The sequence below is a fragment of the Streptomyces sp. PTY087I2 genome (assembly GCF_001687325.1).
Taxonomy (GTDB): Bacteria; Actinomycetota; Actinomycetes; order Streptomycetales; family Streptomycetaceae; genus Streptomyces.
In genome coordinates, this window is sequence record NZ_LZRD01000023.1 from 84,005 (window position 1) to 107,868 (window position 23,864).

A 23,864-nucleotide genomic window follows, 5' to 3' on the forward strand; every position below is an offset into this window, starting at 1 on the left:
CTCCCGCCGCCCGACCGGCCTCGGACGGGACCGGCCCCCGTCCCCTCACCCCGCCCATCTCCCCGTCAGGAACGTCAGCGCGACGAGCGTCGTCACCGGGGCCGCCACGCACAGGTACGCCGTCCTGAACCACGGCCGCCGCAGGCTCAGCGCCGCCAGGCCGATCCACAGCGGCCACCACAGGAGCGTCGCGCGCGGGACGGACGTGTACCAGTACGACGTTCCCAACGCCCACAGGCTGAGGGCCACGTACACCGCTTCCGGCCAGCGACGTCGGCGTACCAGCAGCGCCACCAGGGCAAGACCCACCAGCATCGCCGCCAACTCCGCCTGGAACATGAACGCGTAGCCGGTCGACTGCGTACCGCCGAACGCCCCGGTCCAGGTGTTCGCCCACGCCTCCCAGGGCGGGTGGAACGTCCGGTACCAACCGCGTTCCTGCGCGTGCTTCCAGGCCATCCAGTCGCCGGTGTGCGCGTGCAGATACCAGCTGTACGCCGCCGGGGGCAGCGCCGGAAGCAGCGTCCAGCCAGCAGCCCGCCAGCTCCAACGGACCCGGCCCGCCCGCACGGACAGCAGGAACAGCAGCCCGATCGCCGCCGCGAGGAACAGACCGCTGACCCGAACCGCCGTCCCCAGCATGGTCAGTACGGCGGCGAGCGCCCACCGGTGCTGCATCGCCGCGAGCCAGGCGGGCAGGGCGAACGCGAGGAACAGCGCCTCCGTGTAGCCCGCCGCCAGGAACACCGCGCAGGGCGAGAGCAGGAAGAGGACGGCCGTACGGTGGCCCGCCGCGTCCTCCGGCAGATACGCCCGCGCGATACGGGCCAGGGCCAGTACGGCAACGGCCCCCGCGACGAACGAGATCAACAGCCCGGCCGCCGTCCAGTCCGGCACCACCGTGTGCACGGTGCGGAGCAGGAGGGGGTAGCCGGGGAAGAACGCCTCCCGGTTGTCCCAGCCGCTCGCCCACGGCCCCGCGCCCGCCGGGAAGTAGCCGTCGCGCGCTATGTGGAGGTAGTGGTTCGCGTCCCACTGCTGGAAGGGCGCCAGGACCGGGGCCGCCTCCCGTACGCCGGACTGCGCGGGAAACAGCCAGCGGGCGAAGTGGGCCGTGATCCAGAGGGATATGCGGGTGAGGAGGTAGAGCCACAGGACGCCGCGATCGGCGGGGGTCAAGCGGAATCGGGCCAACCGGGGGTCGACAGAGCGGAGTTCGGGAGCTGCGGCGGGCGCAGGACGGACTGGAGAAGGCTGCAGCCCGGAGGAGAGCGTGGACAACGCAGGCACCTTTCGGGCACGCCTCGCGGGTACGTCGGGGCGCGCCGGATCGCCCGGAAAGCCGCCGGGGCACGGAGGGAGGAGGAGGGAGGAGGAAGGGGAGAGGCGGATCGGCGACGTCAGGGCGTCGACGCGCCCCCATCAGTTGTCGCCGAGGCCGGCGGTGGCGTCGTGCTCGTACTCGTACGCGTGGGAGTGGGCGGTCCGCCCGGCTCGGTGGTCCGGCCCGACGGCCCCTCCGGCCCTTCCGTCCCCGTGCCGCCCGGCATCGTGGTGCTCGGCGACGGCGGCGGGGACGGCGGCTCCGTGGGCAGGCCCTCCGACGGTACGGGCGACGGGTAACTGGGCGACGGGCTCGTGGCCGGGGCCACCGGCTGCGGCCGCACCGGCAGCAGACCCACCGCGACCGCGCCGCCCCCGCCGACGACCAGGCAGACCCCCACCGCGACCACGGCCATCCGGCGCCGCTGCGCGCGCATGCCGCGCCGGGTGATGCTCGACGCGGTGTCCGGGGCGGTCAGGGCCTGCCCGAACTCACCGGCCTCCAGGAACAGGGACCGCAACGGATCCTGCGGCTCCTTCGGACCCTTCGGCCCCTTCGGATCCCGCGGTTCAGACATCAGGAGCCTCCTCGATGCGGGGGTCCCGGAGCCGGTGGGCGAGCGCCGCCCGGCCACGGACCAGATGCGTCTTGATCGTGCTGGTGGAAAGCCCGGTCTCCCCGGCGATCTGCTCGACCGTGAGGTCGCACAGGTAGTGCAGGGTCAGCGTCCGCCGCTGCTGGGCGGGCAGTTCCCGGAGCGCGTCGACGAGGACCACATGGTCCGGGTCCGGCGGAGCGACGTGCTCCGCCCCGCCGCTCCCCCGGCCCCACGCGTCCGCCGACCGCCGCCGGAAGCGCCAACGGCTCACCGCCAGCCGCCAGGCGACCGTACGGATCCACGCCTCGGGCTGCCCGTCCCGCTCCAGCCGCCCGCGCCGCACCCACGCCTTGACGAACGCCTCCTGCACGACGTCCTGCGCCTCCTGGAGGTCGCCGGTCATCACGTACAACTGGCCGGTGAGACGTGCGACCGCCTGGGCGTAGAACTCTTCGAACTCCTCGACGGTCAAAAGCTGCTCCCGGATCTTTCGCTTCACCGGGTATACGCCTGCCGCCGGGCATCCGGTCTACAGCGCCGACCGGGCATCGGGGTGACGGTCGTCACAGCAGCCGGCGCTCAGCCTGCCCAGCGGAGGTCAGCCGGTAGTCAGCCCGGTCCGGCGGAGGTTCAGCCCGCCCGCAGCCGCTTCTCCAACAACGTCACCCCGTACGTCCGGCCCCCGTCCCCGTTCTTCCCCGCCTGCTCCCCGACCACCGCGTACCCCGCCTCCTCGTAGTAGCGGCGCAGCCTGGTGTTCGACGTCAGGCAGTCGAGCCGGCACAGCGGGCGGCCCGACGCGGCGATCCGGCGCTCGGCCTCCGCCAGCAGGGCCCGCCCGGCTCCGGGCGGGGCGGTGCGCCGGTCGGTCATCAGGCGGTGGACATAGCCCGCGACCGGCGGCTGGACACCCCAGGCCGGCTCGTCGTCCCACCACAGCTCCCACGCCCCGGCGCTCGGCCCGCCGGGGCCGGCCGTGGCGATCCACACCTCACCCGCGCGCATCCGCGCCCCGAAGTGCTCCGGGCCCAGCTCCCCGGGCTTCCACTGCTCGATACCCCGCTCGATCTGCCAGCGCGCGGCGTCGTCCCGGAGGCGGACGAGCTCGGTCAGGTCGCGCTCCCCCGCCCGCCGGAACGACAACTCGGGGGACGGCTTCGGGAGGGAAGGGCTTGTGTGCGTCATCCCGTGATCTTCCCTCAACAGGTTTCGCGGTCCCACCCACCCTCCCCAGCTGCGAAGTTGACAATTTGTGATCGAGTTGCGACACACGGTCGCGGGACCTTAGCGTGCGGAGGACCTGGACCAAATGGGTGACGATCCGAAAGGGCATACCGATGGCTGTGCAGCTCGCTCACAGACCGGACAGGGCACGACGGAGGGGAGGAGCCGACGCCATGACCCCCAGCACCGCCGATCACGCACCGCAGGCCCAGATGTCCGTCGAGGAGTTCGAGCAGCTCGCCCGTACGTCCCCCGAGACCGTGACGCTTGAGCTCATCAACGGAAAGCTAGAGGTCAAGCCCGTGCCGGACGGGGATCACGGAACCATCTTCATGTGGCTGCTGCGTCAGTGCATGCAGCATCGCCCCGACCTCGACCTGCACCCCGAGCAGGGACTGATGGTGGAGGACCACCGGCAGGGCCGCGCTCGTCCCGACGGCGCTCTCGCCCCTCGTCGGCACTTCGCCGGACAAGGGGAATGGGCCCCCTCCGAGGGCGTCCTGATGACCGTGGAAGTGACCTCGTACGATCACGACACCGACCGGCGTGACCGCTACGAGGAGCCTCACGGATACGCGGCAGCGGGCATCCCGGTCCGCCTCTTGATCGACCGCGAGTCTGGGACTCTCCTCGTCCACAGCGAGCCGGACAAGGGCCGCTACCGGCAACAGCACTCGTACGACTACGGAGACGCGGTCACCATCCCCCACCCTGTCTCCATCACTTTGGACACCGAGGAGCTCAAGGACTACGTCCGCTGATCCGCCACGTCCACGACCAGCCTTACCGCCGCGAGCAACGCCTCGTCCCTGCGGACGGCGTCCCACAGGTCGTGGCTGACGGGGCGCTCGTCGGTGTCGAGCAGGTACCGCACCCGCGGGGCCGCCTCCGCCGCGCATGCCGGGTCGGCGGTGGCGACCTCGGCGAGGAATTCCGCAGCGTCGACGATCGTGGGCGGGCAGCCGCCCGGCGGGCAGATCCGCACCAGGTCGACCAGGGCCGGGGCGACCCGCCGCCCGTCGCGCGTCAGCCGCCACAGTGCCTGGAGGATCTTCATCGCCTCGGAGCCGCAGTCGCCCTCGATGCGCGCCCGGGCTGTCGCGTACAGCCGCTCCGCCACCCGGTCCGCCACCGGCGGGTACGTCGCGGCGATCTCGGCCAGTAGAAGCAGGGGTCCGACGCCTCCCGGAGTCGTGTATGCCTTCCGGGCGCTGTGCACGGTCAACTCCAGCAGCGCCGGTACGACTTCCTCCGCGTCCCCCGTCGCCCGCCACAGGGCCCGCGCCCTCATCACGGCATCTCTCGGGGGCGAGGACGGGTAGCTGGGCTTCTCGCGCAGCGCCTCCTGGAACGCCTCGCGCAGCCGGTCACGGTCGGCAGCCTCGACCGGGGCAGGCACGGGCGGGGCGGGCACCGCTGGGGCGGGCGCGGGCGGAGCGGCGGCCGGAGCGCCGGCCGTGTCTGCCTCGGCCGGGCCCGCGGCGGCCCGGTCCGGATCAGCCCCGTCCGCCCACCGGTCGGCGGCTGCCCCGCACATGGCGAGGATCCGCAGCGCGAACGCCCGGTTCTCCGGATCCGCGGCGTCGACGAACTCCGCCACCTCCGGCAGGAGTTCCGGTACCGCCGAACGCCATCGGGACATCAGCGTCGCCGCGACCCGCAGACCCGCCTCGTGGCGGTCCGGGGTGTCCTGGCGCAGCAGGGCCCGGGCGAGGGTGAGCCGTCCCGGGAGGTCCTCGTCGAGCTGGGCGTCGGCGGCGGTGGCGCGGGCGACATACCGGGAGCGCCACTCCAGATAGTGGGAGGTGCCGGGAAGCGCGGGAGTGAGCAGCGCGTCAGCAGTGGTACGGGCGTACGCCGGGTCCGGGCGGCCGGGCAGCGCGCGGCGCAGCGCGGCGATCGCGGGCAGCCGGACATCGTGCCCGTGCTGTTCCATCCAGGCGAGCCACGCTTCGGTTTCGTCGTCGATGTCGGGCTCCTCGCCCTTCCCGGCATCGCCCATCCGCTCCCGCAGCCAGGTGACGGCCTCCTCGCCCCGCTCCACCGCGTGGGCGGCCAACTCGCCGACACCCAGAACTATTTGCTCGGCCACCGATAGCTCGGGCTCTTCCTCGAACCTGGCCCGGAAGCGGTCGATGAGGTCGTCCGCCCGGCCGGGGGCCCGCGCGAGTACGGCCGCCACCCCGGCCCGGACCTCCTCGGCGTCGTCCGCGAGCCCCGGCAGCAGCGCCTCGACCGCCCGCTCCCAGGCAGCGGGCCAGGCGGCGGGGGCGGTGGGACGCCGTCCGCCGAGCCGCGAACCCGGCCTCGCCGTACGGGCCTTGTTCCCGGCGCGGGCGAGGTCGGCGATCACCTCCAGGACCTCCGGACGCACCTTCACGGCCGGATCCCGGACGGCCTCGACGAGGAACGGAAGCACCTCAAGTGCCGCGAGCCCCACCCAACTTCCGTCGCCGCAGCATGCGGCGTGCAGGCTGCCGCAGGCGTCGTCGGCGGTTTGCCAGTCGGGCGACCAGAGCCGTTCCAGCAGGTCCGGCCCGTGCGGTGGCCCCGGCACGTAGGGATTGACCACCTTTGACCAGTCGACCTCCTCGGCGAACCGGCCCCTCAGTTCCGGGCTCGCGCCAGACCCACCGTCCGCGTCCGCCTCCCCGCCCACACCCTCCGGGTCCCTCACCGCGTCTCCGCCGCCAGCTGCGTCGTCGCCAGCTCGCGGTACAGCTCGTCCCCGGCGATCAGCTCCTCGTGTGTGCCCGCCGTGCGGACCCGGCCCTCCTCCAGGACCACGATGCGGTCCGCGTGCCGGACGGTGGACAGGCGGTGTGCGATCACCAACACCGTTGTCTGCTCGGCCAGTTCCAGGATCACATCGCGCAGCGCCTGTTCGTTGACCGCGTCCAGCTGTGACGTCACCTCGTCCAGCAGAAGCAGGCGCGGGCGGCGCAGCAGCGCGCGGGCGATGGCGATGCGCTGGCGTTCGCCGCCGGAGAGGGTGACTCCCCGGTGGCCGACCGCCGTGTCCAGGCCGTCCGGCAGCCGCTCGACCAGGGCGTCCAGCCGGGTACGGGCGACCGCGGCCGCCAGTTCCTTCTCCCCGGCGTCCGGGGCGGCGAAGACGAGGTTCTCCCGCAGCGTCCCGGCCAGCACCGGCGCGTCCTGCTCGACGTACGCCAGCGAGGCCCGCAGCTCGGCCAGCGGCCAGTCGCGGATGTCCCGGCCGCCCACAGTGATCGCGCCTGCCTCGTGGTCGTAGAAGCGTTCCAGCAGGCTGAACACCGTCGACTTGCCCGCCCCCGACGGGCCCACCAGCGCCACCATCCCGCCCGTCGGCACGTCGAACGTCACTCCGTGGTGGGCAGGGGCGCGCTCGTCCCCGTACCCGAAGGTCACGTCCTTGAAGGTCACCCCGAGCGGGCCTCTGTCCTTCTCCTTCAACCCGCCGAATTCCTCGGCCGGTTCACCCGGAAGCGACTCCACCTCGTCGATCCGCCGCACCGCCGCCAGCCCGCTCTGCAAGCCGGTCCAGCCCTCGACCAGGCCGCCGATCGGGCCCATCAAGTAGAAGAGGTAGAGGAGGAACGCGATCAGCGACGAGATCTCCAGTGAGCCCGAGGCGACCCGTGCGCCGCCGACGCCCAGCACCGCCAGGAACGCCAGCTGGATCGACATCGTCATCGTGACGTCCGAGACCGAGGACCACTTCGCCACCGCCACGCCCCGGTCGTGCGCATGCCGGGCCGCCGCCGCGACCGCCGCCGTCTCCCGCTCCTCCGCGCCGCTCGCCTTGACCGTACGGAACGCCTGGAGCACCCGGTCCAGGGCCGCGCCCATCGCGCCCACGGACTCCTGCGCCTTGAGCTGCGCCCGCTGGATGCGCGGCATCAGCAGGGACGTCACGGCCCCGATGCCGACGACCACCACCAGCGTCACGCCGAGCAGCGTCAGGTCCATGTACGCCATGAGGGCGACCGTGCCCAGCAGCATCAGCACGCTGTTGAACGACTCGACGAGCCCGCTGGACAGCACCGTGCGGAGAAGGGTCGTGTCGCTCGTGACGCGTGACTGGAGGTCCCCGGGCGTGAGCCGGTCCACCGCCGGGACCTTCAACCGCATGATGCGACCCACCAGTTGGTCCCGTGCGCGCAGGACGACCCCTTCTCCCGTACGGGACATGAGGTAACTCCCGTACGCGGAGAGGCAGGCGCCCACCAGCACCAGCGCGGTCAGCACCACGAGCGGGGCCACGGGCGAGCGGCCGTCGGCGTACGTGTCCACCGCGTGCTTCGCCATGAGCGGCATCGCCAGACCCGCCCCGGACCCGGCCAGCGAGAGCAGGCCCGCCCGGATCAGGACGCCCCGGTGCGGACGGACCCGGGCGAGGAGCAGGCGGAGGGGGGAGGGGCCGGCGGTATTCGCCGGTGTGGGTGTGGGGGTGGGGGTGGGCCTCACTGGCTCCGTGCTCTCAGGCGGTCTGCCCAGGCCCGGGCCCGGATCCGGATCCGGATCCGGCTGTCCCGTTCCCGTCGTCGTCCCCGCCACCGCGCTCACCCTGGCTCCCCTCGCGTACCGTCACCACCATCAAAGGACGCAGATCGGCGGCCTCTGCCTGCTCCCCGACCGTACGTCCTTGCGCCAGCACCCAGGCGTGCGGAGAGAACGGCGGGGTCGCCCACACCCCCGCGCACCAGTCGGGCCAGACGCCGGACATCCGGCATGCCAGGGCGACGGCCACCGAGCGGGGCAGGCAGCCGTAACGGCTCGCGCAGCGGCGGCTGGTGGCGACGACCGCCTCCAGCACCTCCAGCGTCTCGGCGTACGAGGCCGGGCGCGCACCCCGGGAACACCGAGCCAGCACCCGGCGCAGCCGGCCGGGCTTGAGCCGGGCCAGGACGAACGCGGCGGCGATGGCGGCGCGCAGCCGCACCCCGCCCGCTCCCGCGCCCCGGCGGGGCATCGTCATCTCGGTGGTCATGGGCGCAGGATCTTCGCCTCGACGAGCCGGCGGGTCAGTTCCGCCACGTCCGACTCGGCCTCGGCCCGCTCGACGTCGAACTCGGCGACGATCCGGTCGACGGCCGCCTCGGGGGTCTGCCCGGCGGCGAAGGCCTCGACGACGATCACGCTGGTGTCGTTCAACTGCCAGTAGCTGCCGTCCTTTTCGTCGAGCAGGACTCCGCCGTACTCGGTTGTCGTGACGGCGATGCCTTTTCTGAGCTTCACAGGGTGCCTCGCTGCTGCTGGTGGTGATGGTGGTGGTCGTCGTCGTCAGGGGGTCAACTGGGGTGCGGGCCAGGCGTTCTCGGCCGTGCGGAGCCAGGTCTCCCCGGCGACCGTGGAGCTGATGGAGTGTTCGACCAGGACCGGCGAGAAGGGGTCGGCCGCCAGTCGGAGCAGGTGGCGGGCGTCCACCAGGCCGTGTTCGGCGAGACGGGATCCTGTCCACAACTCAGCCAGCTCCGAGGCGTGTTCGCGCAGCCCCTGGTGTTCGTCGGAGGCCATGTGGTCCTTGGTCGTCCGGGCCAGCAGCGCGTCCGGCACCACCCCGCGCATCGCCTCGACGAGCAGCGGCTTGTAGCGCCAGGGGCTGATGCGCTCCGGCAGACGTACGGCGAGGGTCGCCTCCAGGACCCGGTCGTCGTAGAAGGGCGCGGCGACCGGCAGCCCGATCGTCATGCCGATGTCCTCCATCGCCTGGAAGTGCCGGGCCCCCATCCGTACGCCGTCGATGTCGACGTGCCGTCCCCGCCACGGGTCGATCGGCTCGGCGTGCTCGGCGGCGGCCCGGAACTCCTCGGCGATCAGGGCCTTCGCGTGCTCGGTGAGCCAGGGGTGCGGGGACTGCCGTACGCCCCAGGAGAGCAGCGGGGTCCGGGCGACGGGCTGCGGGGCGGCGGTGACCGCCCCGGCGAGCCAGCGGGGGAACGTCGAGCGGTTCAGGAGCGCCTTCACCGTGGGCAGGAACGGCCAGCCGAGCTGGTGGCGCAGGCCGCCGAGGTGGCTCCAGGCGGTGAACGGGTTGCCGTGGAAGAGGTCCTGGTAGGCGTGGGGCAGGCCGAGGAAGATCTCGTCGCCGCCGTAGCCGGTGAGGTGGTAGCGGGAGCCGGTGGCGCGGGCGCGGCCGAGAAGCAGTTCCGCCCGGGCCCGGCCGGGGGCGACGGGGAGCGGTTCGTCGTTCAACTCGGCGACGGTGGAGGCGAGATCGGCGTAGAAGTAGGGGGCGTCGTCGGCGGGGATGACGTGGTGGTCCAGGGCGGGGGCGGCCGGGTCGGTGGGTCTGTTCCGGGCCGAGGCGGTCGCGGCGCGGTCGTCCCCGGCCGTCGCGGCGCCATGGTCCCCGGCCGCCCCTGCCGCATGGCCGCCGGCCGTCACCGTCGTACCGCCCGCCGCCTCCACCGCTCTGCGCGCCCACGTCTCGTCCTCGCTGTAGCGGTCCCGGGCAGCCACTGTCAGCAGGGACAGCGACGCCGGGCCGGTCTCCCGGGCGGCGAACGTGAGGGCGGTGGAGTCCAGGCCGCCGGAGAGTTCGCAGCTGATCCGGTCCAGGCCGCCCACATGGGCCCGTACGGAAGCCGCGATGGCGTCCCCGACTCTGCGGGCCCCCTCCGCCAGGGGCAGTTCGCCGGGCGGCGGCTCCCACCAGCGGTGCTCCGTGGGACCGGGGACGGCGGCCGTGCCCGGTGCTGCGACGGGCAGGGCCAGGCCGAACCCGGCACTGGTCTCGTGGACGCCCCGCCACACGGGGCGGCGGCTCAGGGGGTGCGGCAGGAAGTCCAGCAGCCGGAGCGCCAGCGCGCTGTCGTCCAGGGGCGCGTCGATCAGGCGGGCCAGGACGGCGGGGCGGTCGGAGGCGATGGTTCCGGCCGCCGGGTGCCGGGCGTGGTAGACGCGGCGGAGTCCGGTGGCGGTGCCCCGGATCCAGCTCTGCCCGGACAGCCGGGCGACCACGTGGTAGAGGCCGGGCAGCCGGGCGAGGCGGCGCTCCAGGCCCGTCCGGTCGCGGGCGCCCTCCAGGATCCGGGCGAGCACGGCGTCGGGCACGCGGTCCGGGCCGATGAGGACGAGAGCGTCCTCGCCCCGCGCGAGATGGCTGACCCTGCGGACCAGCGGGCGGGCGACGACCCAGGGCCGGCCCGAGGGGTGGGCGACGGTCAGGGTGTCGCCCGCCTCCCGGGCGGGCCCGGTGGCCTCCGGTCCGGCAGACCGTCCGGCGGCCGCTCCCGGGGCGGGAAGCTGCCCGGCCGCTGCCGCTCCCGCCGCGCTGTCCGGCAGGACGACGAAGTAGTCACGCAACTGGCCGGGCATCTTCACCTTTCGGAAGTTCTCACACAGTGCGCAGGCACGGTGCACAGGAAACGGATCGGCGGATCAGATGATGCGCCGGCTCCAGTACTCCTTGTACGAGCCGACGAAGTAGCCGGCGGTCTTCTTCGAGAAGTCGCCCTGCTTGAACATCGACGGCTTCATGTACGCCTTCTTCTGCTGCTTCTGCTGCTTCATGACACCTTCGCTTCTGTGTGGTTGGCGACCGCTATGTCCAACTATCGGTCGCATAACGGGAGTTGTTTGTGCGACTGGTGTTCGTCATGCGAACACCAGAGCCATCATGTCCGGCCATCGAACCGGTACGCATGATTCCGACTTACCGCATGAAGTTGGCTGGATAGCGCGAGCGGCGAGGTGCGTCGCGGGCCGGTCCGGACGCCTCCGCCCGGGACCGATCGACCTGACGGCTGCCGTGTGCAGTCGCACACCGCCCCCGCCGAGATGACCCGGTGGACTGGACCAATGGCTGCATGCGGTCGCCGGACCGGGCAGTGAGCTGGCAAGAGAGGGAAGGCGGTCCCAGGAACCGGGGAACCAGCCGTGAGCGGGCCCCTGAGCGGCTCCCCGACCGCCCTACCCCAGACACCGCGAGCGCGCCACCGCCCTCGGTAGAGGTGCGCCGAAACGTGCTGCCGTACGGGCGTGGCCACGACAAGTAGTCATTCGGCCACGCCGACAGCTCACAACCGGGGTTCCCCTACCCCGCGCGCAGCCGGTAGCCGCCCCAGGCCGCCGCTCCCGCGCCCAGAAGCAGCGGGATCATGCCGTAACCGACGAGCATCGAGGAGTGGGCGTACCAGCGTCCGCCGTCGAACACCTGGGTCGCGGTGATCGTTTCGGGGTCGGTCCGGCCGTCGTGGTCGGCGAAGAGGATCCTGCTGCGGCCGATCTCCGCGGACCGGGGCTCGCCGTCCACATGGACGCGCAGCGCCCCGCGGGCCACCCGCTCGCGTTCGGCCGCGTTGGCGCGCTGCTGGGCCGGGCTCTCGCCGAAGCAGTGCCAGACGGTCTGGCCCTTCTTGGTGCGGGTGTCGTTGCAGTCGATGCGGCCGAAGGTCTCCACCCGCATGCCGAGGGCGCCGGAGAGGCCCGTCCCGGTCACCACGACGAACAGCCCCAGCGCGAACAGCAGGGCGCCGCCCACGACGAACGAGACCCCCTTGAGCCGTCCCCTGCCCGTTCTCCCCGCAGCACTCACGCTCATGCCCGTCCGCCCCCGTATCCGTACGTCGTACGTCGTTACGACCGTGTCCTCGCCCCATTGTCCCCGGACACGCCACAGGGGCGGCACCTCCGTGAAGGAGATACCGCCCCTGTGGGACGTACCTGCGTACTCGACGTACGCGGAACCTCGATCGACCGGCGCGAGCCGGAACCGATCAGAAGTCCATGTCACCGCCCGGCATACCGCCCGGAGCGGCCGCGCCGGCCTTCTCGGGCTTGTCGGCGATGACGGCCTCGGTGGTGAGGAACAGCGCGGCGATGGACGCGGCGTTCTGGAGGGCGGAGCGCGTGACCTTCGCCGGGTCGAGGATGCCCTCGGCGATCATGTCGACGTACTCGCCGGTCGCGGCGTTGAGGCCGTGACCGATCGGCAGGTTGCGGACCTTCTCCACGACGACGCCACCCTCAAGACCACCGTTGACGGCGATCTGCTTGAGCGGGGCCTCCAGCGCGAGCTTCACGGCGTTGGCGCCGGTCGCCTCGTCGCCCGTGAGGTCGAGCTTCTCGAAGACGGCCGAGGCCTGGAGCAGAGCCACGCCACCACCGGCGACGATGCCCTCCTCGACGGCGGCCTTGGCGTTGCGCACCGCGTCCTCGATGCGGTGCTTGCGCTCCTTGAGCTCCACCTCGGTGGCGGCGCCAGCCTTGATGACGGCCACGCCGCCGGCCAGCTTCGCGAGGCGCTCCTGGAGCTTCTCGCGGTCGTAGTCCGAGTCGGAGTTCTCGATCTCGGCACGGATCTGGTTGACGCGGCCCTGAACCTGGTCGCTGTCACCGGCACCGTCGACGATCGTCGTCTCGTCCTTGGTGATGACGACCTTGCGGGCGCGGCCGAGCAGGTCCAGGCCGGCGTTCTCCAGCTTGAGACCGACCTCCTCGGAGATCACGGTGCCACCGGTGAGGATGGCGATGTCCGCGAGCATGGCCTTGCGGCGGTCGCCGAAGCCCGGGGCCTTGACGGCGACGGACTTGAACGTGCCCTTGATCTTGTTGACGACCAGGGTGGAGAGCGCCTCGCCCTCGACGTCCTCGGCGATGATCAGCAGGGGCTTGCCCGACTGCATGACCTTCTCCAGCAGCGGGATCAGGTCCTTGACGCTGCCGATCTTCGAGTTGACGATCAGGATGTACGGGTCGTCGAGCGACGCCTCCATACGCTCCATGTCGGTGGCGAAGTACGCCGAGATGTAGCCCTTGTCGAAGCGCATACCCTCGGTGAGCTCCAGCTCCAGACCGAAGGTCTGGGACTCCTCGACGGTGATGACGCCTTCCTTGCCGACCTTGTCCATCGCCTCGGCGATCTTCGCGCCGATCTCGGTGTCGGCGGCGGAGATGGAGGCGGTCGAAGCGATCTGCTCCTTGGTCTCCACGTCCTTGGCCTGCTCCAGCAGAGCGGCGGAGACGGCCTCGACGGCCTTCTCGATGCCGCGCTTGAGGGCCATCGGGTTGGCGCCGGCGGCGACGTTGCGCAGACCCTCGCGGACGAGCGCCTGGGCGAGAACGGTGGCGGTGGTCGTACCGTCGCCGGCGACGTCGTCCGTCTTCTTGGCGACCTCCTTGACCAGCTCCGCACCGATCTTCTCGTACGGGTCCTCGAGCTCGATCTCCTTGGCGATGGAAACACCATCGTTGGTGATCGTGGGCGCGCCCCACTTCTTCTCGAGGACGACGTTACGGCCCTTGGGGCCGAGGGTGACCTTGACGGCGTCGGCGAGCTGGTTCATCCCGCGCTCGAGACCGCGCCGTGCCTCCTCGTCGAACGCGATGATCTTGGCCATGTGAAGTGGTCCTCCCGGACAGGGGTGGATTTCTCCGGACCGGGAGGCGCCCGCGACGGACGGCCTGCGCGTGTGATGGTTCCTTGCCCCATCGCACCTGCGGGCCTCACCGGCCCGGTCCAAGTTCTGTCACTCTCACCTGGAGAGTGCTAACGCCAATGATTAGCACTCGACCCCCGAGAGTGCAAGCGCCTTCGGCGAGTGCCCGCCATGCGGCCGGGACGCCGTACGGCCGGGGACGCCACGCGGTCCGGGACGCGCGTAGGGCCCGATCCCGGGGATTCACCATCCCGGGGTCGGGCCCTACGTGCGTGAGTGATGTCGTCGGACGACCGCGCCGAGCTCAGCCGACGGCGAGCTTGACCATGTCGGCCTGGGGCCCCTTCTGGCCCTGCGAGATCTCGAACTCAACTCGCTGACCCTCTTCGAGGGTGCGGTACCCGTCCATCTGGATCGCGCTGTAGTGGACGAAAACATCCGCACCACCGTCGACCGCGATGAAGCCGTACCCCTTCTCCGCGTTGAACCACTTGACGGTGCCCTGAGCCATGCCTAACTCCCCTATTACTGGCCCTTGCACGGGACCGCACTTCGCGGGCCCGGGTCGTGACGCACCCTCCGACAGGAGAGGGTGTGCGGCGCCGCAGCGCGTCGACCGCGGCCGAATGTATCCGCCCAACTGCCCTCTGCAACAGGTCAATCGGACGAGAATTCTCGGCGCGGCGGAACACGCGAATATGCGGGTTTGCTGAGATTTACGGGCAAGTCGGGCCAGGCAAAGGGCACTTATGCCACAAGAGGTTCGGATACTTTGGCTGCTTCTTATCGGGGCCGGGCGCATTCTCATATGCGGGCGGCACGGGCAGCGGATGGGGCTTCCCCAACTGTACCGCGCTCAACCATGCAGAATTGCCCCCTCCGCTTCTCTCGCGGAGGGGGCAACGGTCGTTCGGTGGACGGCTGTCGGATCAGCAGCCGCCGGCCACCGCGGGGATGATCGAGACACCGGCACCGTCCGGGGTGGCCGCGTCCAGGCCGCCCTCGAAGCGCACGTCGTCGTCGTTGACGTACACGTTGACGAAGCGGCGCAGCTTGCCCTGGTCGTCCAGGACACGGGCGGCGATGCCCGGGTGGTCCTTCTCCAGGGACTCGATGACCTCGGAGAGCTTCGTACCCTCCGCCGGCACCTCGGCCTGGCCGCCCGTGTACGTACGGAGGATGGTGGGGATGCGGACCTTGACGCTCATGGTGGTGCCCTTCTTCCTTCGGTACGGGGTGGTCGTCAGGCGGTGCCGAGGCCCGCGGCGCGGAACGCGTCCAGGCTCGGCTTGATGGTGGCCGTGGCCTGCGAGGTGACGGAGACCGCGTCGAGCGTCTTCAGGCCGTCGCCGGTGTTGACGACGACGGTGGTGAGCGCCGGGTCGATGACACCGGCCTCGATGAGCTTCTTCGTCACGCCGAGCGTCACCCCGCCCGCCGTCTCGCCGAAGATGCCCTCGGTGCGGGCCAGCAGCTTGATCGCGTCGACGACCTGCTCGTCGGTGACGTCCTCCACCGCGCCGCCGGTGCGCCGGGCGATGTCCAGGACGTACGGGCCGTCGGCCGGGTTGCCGATGGCCAGCGACTTGGCGATGGTGTTCGGCTTCTGGGGGCGTACGACGTCGTGACCGGCCTTGAAGGCGGCGGAGACCGGGGAGCAGCCCTCGGCCTGGGCACCGAAGATCTTGTACGGCCTGTCCTCGACCAGGCCGAGCTTGATCAGCTCCTGGAGACCCTTGTCGATCTTCGTGAGCTGGGAGCCGGACGCGATCGGGATGACGATCTGGTCGGGCAGCCGCCAGCCGAGCTGCTCGCAGATCTCGTACGCCAGCGTCTTGGAGCCCTCGCCGTAGTACGGGCGGAGGTTGACGTTGACGAAGCCCCAGCCCTCGCCGAGCGGGTCGCCGATGAGCTCGGAGCAGAAGCGGTTGACGTCGTCGTAATTGCCCTCGATGCCGACCAGTTCACCGCCGTACACCGCGGCCATGACGACCTTGCCCTGCTCCAGGTCGTGCGGGATGAACACGCAGGAGCGCAGTCCGGCGCGGGCGGCGGCGGCGCCGACGGCTCCGGCCAGGTTGCCCGTGGAGGAGCAGGAGAGGGTGGTGAAACCGAAGGCGCGGGCGGCCTCGACGGCGATCGCGACGACGCGGTCCTTGAAGGAGTGCGTCGGGTTGCCGGAGTCGTCCTTCACGTACAGGCCGCCGGTGACGCCCAGCTCGCGGGCGAGGTTGTCGGCCTTGACCAGCTTGGTGAAGCCGGGGTTCAGATTGGGCTTGTCCGCGACATCGGCGGGGACGGGCAGCAGCGGGGCGTAGCGCCAGATGTTGTCCGGACCGGCCTCGATGCGCCCCCGCAGCTCTTCGGGGGAGCCGGTGGGCAGGTCGTAGGCCACTTCGAGGGGGCCGAAACAGGACGCACAGGCGAAAAGGGGGCCGAGCTCGAAACGCTCGCCGCACTCGCGGCAGGAAAGGGCCGCGGCGGGACCGAGGTCCAGGGGGGCGGTGGTTGCATTACCTGCAATGGTCTGAACAGCCATGATGGCGGAGGCCCTTTCTCCTCATCTTCCTCACGACGCATTTCGCCGCAAGACGGAATTGGCACCTTCCCCACCGTGACCTCGCGGTCGGCAGGAGGGTTGCCGGGACTTCAACGGGCCGTTCCCTCAGTCCCTCTGGATGAGCTCTATGGCGCTGGATCTTCGATCCAGGCGTTTATGTGCGGTCCGACCCCGACATGCGACGGTCATCCGCGTTGTTCAAGACTGTAACCGAAGCACCGGACCGTTGAGATAGTCGTCCGAACCGCGAGATGGATCACACACAGGGAGTGCCGACCGTGCTCGAAGAGGTGGAACGCTGGCTGACCAGGCGCTCCTGGTCGTCCGGCGACCGCCCGCTGGACCGGCTCACCGACGCCCGGGCCGCCGACCCGCGCCGTACGTCGGTGAGCGTGGTCCTGCCCGCGCTGAACGAGGAGGCCACGGTCGGCGCGATCGTCGCGACGATCCGCCGGGAGCTGATGGAGAAGGTCCGGCTGGTCGACGAGCTCGTGGTGATCGACTCCGGCTCCACCGACGCCACCGCGGCCGTGGCCCGGGCGGCGGGCGCGCGCGTGGTCCACCGGGACGCGATCCTGCCCCGGATCCCGGCCCTGCCCGGCAAGGGCGAGGTGCTGTGGCGGTCACTCCTGGTGACCAGCGGCGAGATCGTGTGCTTCATCGACGCCGACCTCAAGGACTTCTCGGCGGACTTCGTCTCGGGGACGGTCGGCCCGCTGCTCACCGATCCCGCCGTCCAGTTCGTCAAGGCGATGTACGACCGCCCGCTCGGCGACAGCGCAGGTCAGGGCGGCCGGGTCACTGAACTGGTGGCACGCCCGCTGCTCAATCTGCACTGGCCGCAGCTGGCCGGTTTCGTGCAGCCGCTGGGCGGCGAGTACGCGGTGCGGCGGTCCCTGCTGGAGCGGCTGCCGTTCCCGGTCGGTTACGGAGTGGAGCTGGGGCTGCTCGTGGACGCGCTGCACACGGTGGGTCTGGACGCGCTGGGCCAGGTGGATGTGGGGGTGCGGCGCCACCGCCACCAGGACGGGCAGGCGCTGGGCCGGATGGCGGCGGCGATCTACCGCACGGCCCAGCTGCGGCTGTCCCGGGGCCATCTGGTGCGGCCGGCGCTGACCCAGTTCGAGCGCGGCGAGGACGGCTTCGTACCGCGCACCCATGCGGTGGACACGGAGGAGCGGCCACCGATGCGGGAGATCGCGGAGTACGCGGAGCGGTGGGCGGCGTGAGGCGTACGCGGGCGCGGTGGGCGGCGTGATGCCGGTGACCGGTCCTCCGGACGCGCGTTTGGCGGCTTCCCGAACGGGCTAGGTTCCGCTACATGGTCACCGAGCACACGTCTTCCTCGAATGCCCAGGTCCTCGTCGCGTCCAACCGCGGCCCGATCACGTACACGCTCGGCGAGGACGGGACGCTGGACGCCAAGCGCGGCGGCGGCGGTCTCGTCTCCGGGCTGAGCGCCGTCGACGACAAGCTGTGGGTCTGCGCGGCCCTCGGCGACGGGGACCGCGAGGCGGTACGCCGGGGAGTGGGCGAGCCGGGGGTACGGATGCTCGACATCGACGCCGAGGTGCACGCCGACGCGTACAACGGCATCGCCAACTCCGTGCTGTGGTTCGTCCACCACCTGCTGTACCAGACCCCCGTGGAGCCGGTCTTCGACGCGGAGTTCCGGCGGCAGTGGGCGTCGTACGAGACGTACAACCGGGCCTTCGCCGAGGCACTGGCCCAGGAGGCGGGCCCGGGGGCGGCGGTCCTGGTGCAGGACTACCACCTGGCCCTGGTCCCCGGCATGCTCCGCGAGCTGCGCCCGGACCTGCGGATCGGCCACTTCTCGCACACCCCGTGGGCGCCCGTGGACTACTACCGGCTGCTGCCCGACGACATCGCCGAGCAGCTGCTGCGGGGCATTCTCGGCGCGGACCGGGCCGCTTTCCTGACCCGGCGGTGGGCGGACGCGTTCATCGGCTGCTGTACGGAGATCCTCGGCGGCACGGGCCGGACCAGGATCGGGGTGCACGGGCTCGGGGCCGACGCGGACTTCCTGCGCCGGCGCTCGCACGAGGCGGACGTGGACGAGCGGATGGCGGCGCTGCGCGAGCAGGTGGGCGGGGACAGGAAGACGATCGTGCGGGTGGACCGCACCGAGCTGTCCAAGAACATCGTGCGCGGCCTGCACGCGTACCGCACGCTGCTGGAGACCCGCCCCGAGTGGCGCGAGCGCGTCGTCCATATCGCGTTCGCCTACCCCTCCCGCCAGGACCTCGCGGTCTACCGGGACTACACGGCGGCGGTGCAGACGCTGGCCACGGAGATCAACGGGGCGTACGGCACGGAGAGTTGGACGCCGGTCGTCCTCCACGTCAAGGACGACTTCGCCCGCTCGCTGGCCGCGTACCGGCTGGCGGACGTGGCCCTGGTCAACCCGATCCGCGACGGCATGAACCTGGTCGCCAAGGAGGTCCCCGTCGTCTCGGACCACGGCTGCGCGCTGGTCCTGTCACGGGAGGCGGGGGCGTACGAGGAGCTGGGCGAGGACGCGATCGTGGTGAACCCGTACGACGTGACGGGCACGGCGGAGGCCCTGCACGAGGCGCTGACGATGAGCGGGGACGAGCGGTCGGGCCGTACGAAGCGACTGGCGGAGGCGGCGACCGCGCTGCCGCCGCAGCGGTGGTTCCTGGAGCAGTTGGAGGCGCTGCGGGAGGGGTGAGCCCCCTTGCGGCTTGACAGCCGCTCGGCCGGGGCCGCCGCCCGATCGGTGTCTACAGCCGCTCGGCCAGGGCCGCCAGGAAGTCCACCACCGCGGCCGGGCCCGGGACCAACAGGTCGGCGCGCTCGGCCAGTTCGGGCACCTCGGCGCTGCCGCTGCACACCAGAAGACCGGGGATGCCGTCCGGGCCCTCGCTGCGCAGCTTCTCCACCGCGGCGAACGCGGCGAGGTCCCCGAGGTCGTCGCCCGCGTAGATCACGGACTCGGCGTCCAGCTCCGCGACGAACCCGGCGAGCGCGACGCCCTTGTCCATGCCGGGCGGGCGCAACTCCAGGACCAGCCGCCCCGGTTCGACGATCAGGCCGTATTTCGCGGCCAGCTCGCCGAGGGGCCCGCGCAGCGACTCGAAGGCCGCCTGCGGGTCCTGGGCCCGCCGGGTGTGGACGGCGACGGCCTGCCCCTTCTCCTCGATCCAGGTGCCGTTCCAGGCCCCGAACTCGTGCAGTACGCCGGGGAGTTCGGCGCGCACGGCCGTAACGCCCGGATGCGGGGCGGGAGCGTGGACCACACCGGTCACGGCGTCCCAGCGCTCGGCGCCGTAATGTCCGAGCACGACCAGGTGCTCCAGACCGGGGACGCCCGCGAAGCCCCCGTAGCGCACGGCGACGCCCGCCGGGCGGCCGGTGATCACGGCGATGGCGGCGACCTTCGGCGCGAGCGCGGCGAGCGCATCGACGGTGCCGGGGTGGGCGCGGGCCTGCTCGGGGTCCGGGACGATGTCGGCGAGCGTGCCGTCGAAGTCGAGCGCGACGACCGCGCGGTCGGGCCGGGCGAGAACGGCGTCGAGCCCCTCGCGGCCGGCCGGGGTGGTCGGGTTCGGAAGACGTTCCGGGTGACTGCCCATGGGGCGAGCCTAAGCCCTGGACGGGTCGGCCACGAGCCCTGTGGGGGCGGAGAGGGCGTCCAGGCCGCCGGCGGTCCTCACCGGCCGGACAGGGCTCAGGCCAGTTCCGCCTTGCGCACCGCGGGGGACGCGAGGCACACGACCATGCCGATCGCGCTGAGCACACCGCCGGCGAGGAAGGCCGTGGAGACCCCGCCGTAGCTGACGAGAGCGCCGAAGGCCGGGAAGGTCAGCGGGGCGAGCCCGAGCGCCGTCAAGCTGGTCACCGCTGTGACCCGCCCCAGGTAGGCGTGGTCCGTGGCTGTCTGGATGAGGGCGTGCGCCAGGCCTCCGGCGATCCCGCCCATCAGTCCGGCGAGGGCGGCGAGGGCAACCGTCAGGCCCAGCTCCGGGACGGCGGGGAACAGGGCGATGCAGGTGGAGGTCACCAGGGTGGTGACGATGAGCGCGTAACCCGCCCTCGGCAGGCGCCCCAGAACGGTGAGGATGAGGGCGCTGACCGCCGCTCCCGCACCGAATCCGGCGACGATCCAGCCCATGCCCGCGGCTCCCCAGCCGCGTTCGGAGGTGAGGAAGACGAATCCGATGTTGAGGGGTCCGGCGAATCCCAGCTCGCTGAGGGCGGCCGCGAGCACCAGCGGGCCGATCAGCTTGTGTCGGCGGACGAAGACCAGGCCTTCGACGAGGTCACGGCGGGCCGAGGTCTCGCGGGGCTGCGTATCTGCGTCCGGGGCCTGCTCGACCGTCCGCATACGGACGGTGAGGAGGAGCAGGAGCGAGGCTCCGAACAGGACGCTCGCAAGCCCGAAGGCCGCGGCCGGCCCACTGACGCCCATGGCGAACCCGGCGAGCGGCGGTCCCATGGTGTTGCCGCCCCGGACGGCGAGTGCCCGCATGCCCTGGATACGCACCAGCTGGTCGGGCGTGGAGATCTTGGGCGGGAGCGCCCCGACAGCGGGCATGAACACGGCGTCGACGGCGCCGAAGAGCAGGGCGACGGTGATGAGCAGCCAGACGTGGCCGGGCGTGAAGGCGAGCGCCGCTGCCGCCGCCGCGATGACGACGAAGCGCACCGCGTCACTGCCGATGACGACCCTGCGTGGCCCGAAACGATCGGCGATCACGCCTCCACCGAGCATGAGCACGGCTCGGGGAACCGCCCCGGTCGCCACGATCAACCCGACTTCCGCGGGCCCGGCTATGCGGTTGGCCGCCCAGCCCAGGGCCATGAAGTAGATGCTGTCGCCGAGGATGGAGAGGGTGTAGGCGGCGAGCCAGCGCATGACGGTTCCGTCTTTGTACGCGGGCCTGGTCGCGGAACGCTCCGGCGTCAGGGTGCGGGTGTCATCCGCCATGGGGGTGTCCTCTTCTCCTGGGAAGGCGGGGTAACTCGGTTCAACAGGAACGGAATTGACGTCGGCGGACCTCACCCTGGCAGGCGCGGGTCACCGCGCGGGCGAGGAACTAGTCCCAGCCGGTGGTGTCCTTGGACGTGGCCGGGGTGGGGGTCGGCTCGGCGGCGGCGGGACCTGCTTCGTGGTTCGTGGTGGCGGCGGCCGCGACCGGGGCGCTCTCGTGGGTGGCGAGCTCGGCGATACCGAAAGCCGGGAGGGCGACGAGGGCGAGAATTGCGGCGGACTTCGCGGCGAGACGCAGGCTCTTTTCAGACATGGCAAACCTCTTCTACGAAAGGAAGGACCGGGATTTGTCAGCTTCGGCGTCCCTGTGTTGCTCGGGCCCGTCCTGCTGACATCAACGAGTCTTGCCTGCTCGAGAGCCGCCGACCAGGTTTACGGGTTGACCTCATCCGGCCTTCGCCTATTCCGTCCTTCGCTCCGGCTCCTGAAGCATCCGGTCGAACAGTGCCAGCACCAGTGCCGCCGAGTAGCTTGTGACGTAGGCCTGTTGCAACGCGGGCACGCTGTCGAGCGCCCGGAGCGTCACCGCGTACGCGACCGTTTCCGCCGCGGACAGGGTCGCGGCGCTGATGAAGAACCCGACGGTCAGCTCGCCCCCGTCGCCGAGGTGGACGCTGAGGTGACCGACCTTGTCCTCGGGGGTCGTATGAGAATGGAATGCGGCCTTGAGGGACTCCGAGGATCCAGGGGTGCCGGGAAGGCGAATGCGGACGTGGATCAGACGCATGCCTCCAGCCTCTCAGGAGCGCAGAAGCCGCCACAGCCGCCCATACCGGACTGTTTATGCTGTTGCCGGTTCCGGCCATCTCCCCGGCAGGTATTCCAGAGACCCATGGACACATGGTCATATGCCAGAGGCACATGCTTTGATTCGTCCTGATCATCAATTGGGGGAGGACGAATATGCTGGAAGCACTGGGGTTGGACGGCGTCTCCGAGAACGTGTATCGCGCCGTACTCGCCCATCCACAGGCCGAGTTCAACATGCTTCGCGAGAGACTCGGCCTGCCCGAGGCCGAGTTGCGTGCGGCCTTGGACAAGCTGAGTGAACTGGCGCTCGTAAGAACCGGGTTCGACCAACCGCACTGCTTCCGGGCCGTGGACCCGGAGGTCGGCATCCAGGCCGTCATCGCCCGCCAGCAGGAGCGCCTGGCTGCCGAGCAGCAGCGGATCGAGCAGATTCGCCTCGCCGCCGCACAACTGGCCGCGGACTTCACCGTTGCCCGACCCCACAAGCAGATCGACGGGATCGAACGCCTCGACGGGATCGAGGAGATCAGAGAACGGATCTCGCTCCTCGTCCGCGGCATCCGCACCGAGGTCATGACGCTGGCGCCCGGGGGAGCGCAGAGCGAGGCCAGTATGGAGGCGGCGAAGCCGCAGGACCAGGCGCTCCTGGAGCGCGGTGTCCGGATGCGGACGCTCTACCTCGAAAGCGTCCGCAACAGCCAGCCCACCGTGGCTTACGCGAACTGGCTCACCGAACTGAACGGCGAGGTGCGTACGACCGCGTCCCTGCCGATCCGGCTGATGGTCCTGGACCGGCGGATCGCCATTGTCCCAACCGACGAGGAGAACAGCCGCGCGGGCGCGCTGGTACTCACCGGAAGCGGCACCGTCACCGCCCTGTGCGCACTCTTCGACACCATCTGGGACAGCGCCGCTCCCCTGGGCAGCGCTTCCTCCCGTGATCGGGAGGACCACCGCGGCCTTTCTCCCCAGGAGTCGGAGGCGCTCCGCCTCCTCGGCCAGGGCCTCACCGACGACGCGGTCGCCAAACGCCTCGGTGTCTCGCCCCGCACGGCCCGCCGTATCGCCGCGGATCTGATGGAGAAGCTCGGTGCTCGCAGCCGTCTGCAGGCGGGCGCGCGGGCAGTGGCCAAGGGCTGGCTCACCGGCGAGGAGTGAGAGCCGCTCCGGCCGGGCCGCGCGCGGGAGACAGCCGCAGCCGGCCGCGCCGTTCTCAGGGTGCCTCCGTGTCCGTCCCCCTGACCGCGAGCGCGGCCGCGAGTCCGGCCGGGGCCGCGACGTCGTAGAAGCGCCAGTCCGGCACCACCGCGCCCTCCCCCACGTAGTCGTGCGCGGCGCCCATGGCCAGCCCGGTGCCGAGACCCTTGAGATAGGCCTCCTTCCGCGCCCAGATGCGGGCGAAGACGGCCGCCCTCCGGTCGGGTGGCGCGAGTTCCACGAGAGCCTGCTCGCGTGGGTGCAGGGTGGTGGCGATCTCGTCGGCGACCTCCACCGCCGGGTGGACCTCCAGGTCCGCGCCCACCGCCGTACGGGCCAGGGCGATCAGGCAGTACCCGGCACGCCGGGACAGCGAGAACTGCAGCGAGCTGCCCGCCACGACGGGTCTGCCATGGCCGGCGTCGCACACCGGGCAGTCCGCCCGGGCGAGCTGTACGTCCTCGGGAGCCCTGCCCAGATGCGCCCCGAGGATTCGGCGCAGGGCGATGTGCGAGGCCATGTAGTGGGCGCGGTCCAGGGGCGAGCGGAAGGCCGTGGCCCTGGACCGCTCCTCCGCGTCGAGCAGGGCCATGGGGTCGGGCTCTGCGGCCCCGGCGGCGAGGCGCACCAGCCATAGCCGGGGGCCCGCCGCGGGCCGGACGAGTTCGGCCAGGTGGCCGGAGCGGTAGAGGCGTGGGGTGAGCGTGCCGGTCGAGGCGAGCCGGGTGGGGATCTCGCGGGACAGCAGCGTCGTGGACATGGTGCTCCTTACGGCGAGGAAGAAGGATAGGGGCGCGGGCTGGGCGGGGGCG

General features: G+C 71.4%; 24 protein-coding genes and 1 riboswitch. Of the genes, 4 read left to right on the forward strand and 20 right to left on the reverse strand.

From position 1 onward, the window contains the following. Nucleotides 1–45 precede the first annotated feature (45 nt). The 4 genes from A3Q37_RS24985 to A3Q37_RS25000 form a co-directional block, all read right to left on the reverse strand. On the reverse strand, nucleotides 46–1,281 hold the full coding sequence (locus A3Q37_RS24985; RefSeq protein ID WP_176711506.1) for a mannosyltransferase family protein: 1,236 nt from the start codon (nucleotides 1,279–1,281) through the stop codon (nucleotides 46–48). Between the two features lie 119 nt (nucleotides 1,282–1,400). Next, entirely contained in the window at nucleotides 1,401–1,901 is a 501-nt protein-coding gene (locus A3Q37_RS24990) for a hypothetical protein (RefSeq protein WP_065487878.1), read from the reverse strand. Further along, nucleotides 1,894–2,394: a SigE family RNA polymerase sigma factor gene (locus tag A3Q37_RS24995; protein WP_065487879.1), complete on the reverse strand. Its 501-nt coding sequence runs from the start codon at nucleotides 2,392–2,394 to the stop codon at nucleotides 1,894–1,896. Before A3Q37_RS24995 ends, A3Q37_RS24990 begins: the two co-directional genes overlap by 8 nt. A 158-nt stretch (nucleotides 2,395–2,552) precedes the next feature. Continuing rightward, the gene (locus A3Q37_RS25000) at nucleotides 2,553–3,107 is read right to left on the reverse strand and encodes a GNAT family N-acetyltransferase (protein WP_065487880.1); all 555 of its coding nucleotides are present in this window, start codon (nucleotides 3,105–3,107) and stop codon (nucleotides 2,553–2,555) included. A 212-nt stretch (nucleotides 3,108–3,319) separates the two neighbouring features. On the opposite strand from A3Q37_RS25000, the gene A3Q37_RS25005 reads away from it, so the two are divergent. Beyond that, entirely contained in the window at nucleotides 3,320–3,907 is a 588-nt protein-coding gene (locus A3Q37_RS25005; RefSeq protein WP_065487881.1) for a Uma2 family endonuclease, read from the forward strand. Here A3Q37_RS25005 and A3Q37_RS38005 read toward each other — a convergent pair. The 11 genes from A3Q37_RS38005 to thrC all read right to left on the reverse strand — a co-directional run bounded on the left by A3Q37_RS38005 (nucleotide 3,895) and on the right by thrC (nucleotide 16,049). After that, nucleotides 3,895–5,718 (reverse strand): hypothetical protein, encoded by a 1,824-nt coding sequence (locus A3Q37_RS38005; protein ID WP_255311936.1) that lies wholly within the window; start codon nucleotides 5,716–5,718, stop codon nucleotides 3,895–3,897. The two genes, A3Q37_RS25005 and A3Q37_RS38005, sit on opposite strands and share 13 nt — an antisense overlap. 101 nt (nucleotides 5,719–5,819) lie before the next feature. Next, entirely contained in the window at nucleotides 5,820–7,595 is a 1,776-nt protein-coding gene (locus A3Q37_RS25015) for an ABC transporter ATP-binding protein (protein ID WP_255311937.1), read from the reverse strand. Between the two features lie 13 nt (nucleotides 7,596–7,608). After that, nucleotides 7,609–8,118 carry a lasso peptide biosynthesis B2 protein gene (locus A3Q37_RS25020; RefSeq protein WP_065487883.1) on the reverse strand — a complete coding sequence of 170 codons (510 nt, stop codon included), beginning with the start codon at nucleotides 8,116–8,118 and terminating at the stop codon, nucleotides 7,609–7,611. Further along, nucleotides 8,115–8,366, reverse strand: coding sequence for a lasso peptide biosynthesis PqqD family chaperone (locus tag A3Q37_RS25025; RefSeq protein ID WP_065487884.1), 252 nt, complete (start codon nucleotides 8,364–8,366; stop codon nucleotides 8,115–8,117). The genes A3Q37_RS25020 and A3Q37_RS25025 overlap by 4 nt, the downstream gene beginning before the upstream one ends. A 45-nt stretch (nucleotides 8,367–8,411) precedes the next feature. Next, on the reverse strand, nucleotides 8,412–10,448 hold the full coding sequence (locus A3Q37_RS25030) for an asparagine synthase-related protein (protein ID WP_065487885.1): 2,037 nt from the start codon (nucleotides 10,446–10,448) through the stop codon (nucleotides 8,412–8,414). A gap of 63 nt (nucleotides 10,449–10,511) precedes the next feature. Next, complete coding sequence (locus tag A3Q37_RS36590) at nucleotides 10,512–10,643, reverse strand: keywimysin-related RiPP (RefSeq protein WP_107471588.1); 132 nt, start codon at nucleotides 10,641–10,643, stop codon at nucleotides 10,512–10,514. Between the two features lie 523 nt (nucleotides 10,644–11,166). Further along, nucleotides 11,167–11,673, reverse strand: coding sequence for a hypothetical protein (locus A3Q37_RS25035; RefSeq protein WP_065487886.1), 507 nt, complete (start codon nucleotides 11,671–11,673; stop codon nucleotides 11,167–11,169). A gap of 175 nt (nucleotides 11,674–11,848) precedes the next feature. Further along, the gene (gene groL, locus A3Q37_RS25040) at nucleotides 11,849–13,471 is read right to left on the reverse strand and encodes a chaperonin GroEL (protein ID WP_003967345.1); all 1,623 of its coding nucleotides are present in this window, start codon (nucleotides 13,469–13,471) and stop codon (nucleotides 11,849–11,851) included. 343 nt (nucleotides 13,472–13,814) lie between these two features. Beyond that, nucleotides 13,815–14,021: a cold-shock protein gene (locus A3Q37_RS25045; RefSeq protein ID WP_003967346.1), complete on the reverse strand. Its 207-nt coding sequence runs from the start codon at nucleotides 14,019–14,021 to the stop codon at nucleotides 13,815–13,817. A gap of 418 nt (nucleotides 14,022–14,439) precedes the next feature. Further along, a complete protein-coding gene (locus A3Q37_RS25050; protein ID WP_006126483.1) occupies nucleotides 14,440–14,718 on the reverse strand; it encodes a MoaD/ThiS family protein in 279 nt (92 codons plus the stop codon). A 35-nt stretch (nucleotides 14,719–14,753) separates the two neighbouring features. After that, entirely contained in the window at nucleotides 14,754–16,049 is a 1,296-nt protein-coding gene (gene thrC / locus A3Q37_RS25055; protein ID WP_079137977.1) for a threonine synthase, read from the reverse strand. Nucleotides 16,050–16,067: 18 nt separating this feature from the next. Next, a riboswitch (SAM riboswitch) is annotated at nucleotides 16,068–16,195 on the reverse strand. A gap of 153 nt (nucleotides 16,196–16,348) precedes the next feature. Between thrC and A3Q37_RS25060 the strand changes: the two genes are divergently transcribed. Then, nucleotides 16,349–17,299 (forward strand): glucosyl-3-phosphoglycerate synthase, encoded by a 951-nt coding sequence (locus tag A3Q37_RS25060; RefSeq protein ID WP_065487993.1) that lies wholly within the window; start codon nucleotides 16,349–16,351, stop codon nucleotides 17,297–17,299. 92 nt (nucleotides 17,300–17,391) lie between these two features. Beyond that, complete coding sequence (locus tag A3Q37_RS25065) at nucleotides 17,392–18,783, forward strand: trehalose-6-phosphate synthase (protein ID WP_065487888.1); 1,392 nt, start codon at nucleotides 17,392–17,394, stop codon at nucleotides 18,781–18,783. A 52-nt stretch (nucleotides 18,784–18,835) separates the two neighbouring features. Here A3Q37_RS25065 and otsB read toward each other — a convergent pair whose 3' ends face one another. The 4 genes from otsB to A3Q37_RS25085 form a co-directional block, all read right to left on the reverse strand. Next, the gene (gene otsB / locus A3Q37_RS25070) at nucleotides 18,836–19,687 is read right to left on the reverse strand and encodes a trehalose-phosphatase (protein WP_065487889.1); all 852 of its coding nucleotides are present in this window, start codon (nucleotides 19,685–19,687) and stop codon (nucleotides 18,836–18,838) included. Nucleotides 19,688–19,782: 95 nt separating this feature from the next. Beyond that, nucleotides 19,783–21,042: an MFS transporter gene (locus tag A3Q37_RS25075; protein WP_065487890.1), complete on the reverse strand. Its 1,260-nt coding sequence runs from the start codon at nucleotides 21,040–21,042 to the stop codon at nucleotides 19,783–19,785. Between the two features lie 109 nt (nucleotides 21,043–21,151). Further along, the gene (locus A3Q37_RS25080) at nucleotides 21,152–21,358 is read right to left on the reverse strand and encodes a hypothetical protein (RefSeq protein ID WP_065487891.1); all 207 of its coding nucleotides are present in this window, start codon (nucleotides 21,356–21,358) and stop codon (nucleotides 21,152–21,154) included. Between the two features lie 147 nt (nucleotides 21,359–21,505). After that, on the reverse strand, nucleotides 21,506–21,832 hold the full coding sequence (locus tag A3Q37_RS25085; RefSeq protein WP_065487892.1) for a hypothetical protein: 327 nt from the start codon (nucleotides 21,830–21,832) through the stop codon (nucleotides 21,506–21,508). Nucleotides 21,833–22,008: 176 nt separating this feature from the next. On the opposite strand from A3Q37_RS25085, the gene A3Q37_RS25090 reads away from it, so the two are divergent. Further along, entirely contained in the window at nucleotides 22,009–23,013 is a 1,005-nt protein-coding gene (locus tag A3Q37_RS25090) for a LuxR family transcriptional regulator (RefSeq protein ID WP_065487893.1), read from the forward strand. A gap of 55 nt (nucleotides 23,014–23,068) precedes the next feature. On the opposite strand, the gene A3Q37_RS25095 is transcribed toward A3Q37_RS25090, so the two are convergent. Next, a complete protein-coding gene (locus tag A3Q37_RS25095; protein ID WP_255311938.1) occupies nucleotides 23,069–23,812 on the reverse strand; it encodes a 4'-phosphopantetheinyl transferase superfamily protein in 744 nt (247 codons plus the stop codon). Nucleotides 23,813–23,864 lie beyond the last annotated feature (52 nt).